The organism is Aliterella sp. E5.1, assembly GCF_057473825.1.
Window position 1 is genome coordinate 1 of sequence record NZ_JBYCCV010000449.1, and the last position, 1,245, is coordinate 1,245.

A 1,245-nucleotide genomic window follows, 5' to 3' on the forward strand; every position below is an offset into this window, starting at 1 on the left:
GCAAGTCTTGCCAGTTACAACCATTTTTCAGTTGATAAAAGATGCCATCCAAGATTTCGCGCTTGCTCCAGTTAGAAGGTCTTGTTTGCTTCTTCGGCGGTAGGATCTTAGGTAGTAAAGGTTCTATTATTTTCCACTCTTCGTCGGTGAGGCTGCTCTGGTACGGCATGGCATCTGCATTATGTTTTTGCCTTAACGTTACTTCCTTCCAGGGAAAGATGTCAAATGGGTTCTATAGAACAAGGATTTGGCAAAGCTGCCCTATCGGCTTTTCAAACGAAACAACAGTCAGCATCGTTACAGGAACCAGCTTTAGTAGAGGTTAAGAATCTAAATCAACCAGCACCAGGTCAAGAACAAACTCTAATCCAGGTTAAAAACCCAGGGCAAACAGAAGCTCCCCAACAGGTAGAGAAAGCCGCCGTTGCTCTAAAAACTGTAGAGCAGCCCTTGGAGCAAGCACCCGCCATTGCAACTGTTGTTAGTCATCCGTCAGCACAAAAAGCTGTAGAGTCATCGTTGCAACCTCCACAGGCAGTAACTGAAGAATCAGCTAAACCTAAATCATCCTTGAAGTCTTCTGCCAGCACTCAGGTTTTACTAGAAGCACCTCTTGGAGTTCAGTTAAGCTTGTTTGATATTGGATTAAGCCCAACTCCTGCTGCTGAACTTAAGAGCGTACCTCAAAGTACAGCCAAAGTAGAAAAAGAGCCGACTTTGACTGCAAGCCAAGTAAAAGAATCTGTACAAAGTGTTAATGAGACTGTTGCAAATACTACACACGTGGAAGCGCCACCAATAAACAAAGAACCTTCTAGCGAAAGGTTTACTTCTCCCGTACCTTCTAGAGAGCCTGCGACAAGTGCGACAGAGACAGTAGACCCCATGCAACTTTTTCAGCAAGTCGTAGAGCGCGTTGATCAGCGGACTGACGAAATGCTTGCTACCCTACAATCTTCTAGCCCGTCGCTAAATATGCTGCGGGATTGGTACAAAGCCGCAAGAGAATTAGGCAAATCTCAAAAACATCTTGACCGAATTTCTCAAACTGGAAATAACTTCAAACAGGGGGAACCATTGACAGATAGGGCTATTGAAGTCATGACAAAAGATTTCCAGGCGCACTACAAGCAATTAATGGTCGTTGAGCAATTGAGCAACCTGGGCGACGGGGACTTGCTTGCCCTCAACCAAAGTATAACCAATTATCTGAACTCCCCTCCACCTAGCCCCCCACCTCTTGCT

General features: G+C 45.4%; 2 protein-coding genes. One reads left to right on the top strand and one right to left on the bottom strand.

Going from position 1 to position 1,245, the window contains the following annotated elements:
* On the bottom strand, window positions 1–169 hold a 169-nt coding region (locus AC2VE5_RS28130), incomplete at its 3' end, for a transposase (protein WP_486887409.1).
* Between the two features lie 56 nt (window positions 170–225).
* Between AC2VE5_RS28130 and AC2VE5_RS28135 the strand changes: the two genes are divergently transcribed.
* Window positions 226–1,245: hypothetical protein (locus tag AC2VE5_RS28135; protein WP_486890794.1), on the top strand; the 1,020-nt coding region annotated here is incomplete at its 3' end.